Source organism: Brasilonema bromeliae SPC951 (assembly GCF_012912135.1).
GTDB classification, from domain to species: domain Bacteria; phylum Cyanobacteriota; class Cyanobacteriia; order Cyanobacteriales; family Nostocaceae; genus Brasilonema; species Brasilonema bromeliae.
This window is the reverse complement of sequence record NZ_QMEB01000275.1, coordinates 1-468: the sequence shown is the minus strand read 5'-3', so window position 1 is coordinate 468 and position 468 is coordinate 1. Positions and strand designations below refer to the sequence as shown.

At 50.0% G+C, this 468-nt stretch carries 1 protein-coding gene; it reads left to right on the top strand.

Translation table 11 applies throughout. The features are described 5' to 3' along the window. Positions 1 to 126: 126 nt before the first annotated feature. Positions 127 to 468: AAA family ATPase (locus DP116_RS25110; protein ID WP_211173499.1), on the top strand; the 342-nt coding region annotated here is incomplete at its 3' end.

The following is a 468-nucleotide window of genomic DNA, read 5'->3' as shown; positions in this document are numbered from 1 at the left end:
GCTAAAGCCACCTGATTCGTTCTACAAGCGGTCACCGCTGTAATTTTACAGGCGTGACTCACAAAAAGCAAAGACCCACCAAACCAACCAATCAATTAGCAATCAATTGCAGGAGAAAAACTCATCATGTCCGACGAAAAAATCAGACAGATAGCATTCTACGGTAAAGGCGGTATCGGTAAATCTACCACCTCCCAAAACACCCTTGCCGCTATGGCAGAAATGGGTCAGCGCATTATGATTGTGGGTTGCGACCCCAAAGCAGACTCTACCCGTTTGATGTTGCACAGCAAAGCTCAAACCACCGTGCTTCACTTGGCTGCTGAACGGGGTGCAGTGGAAGACCTGGAAATCGAAGAAGTGATGCTCACCGGCTTCCGTGGTGTTAAGTGCGTGGAATCTGGTGGTCCTGAGCCTGGTGTAGGTTGCGCCGGTCGGGGTATCATCACCGCCATCAACTTCTTGGAA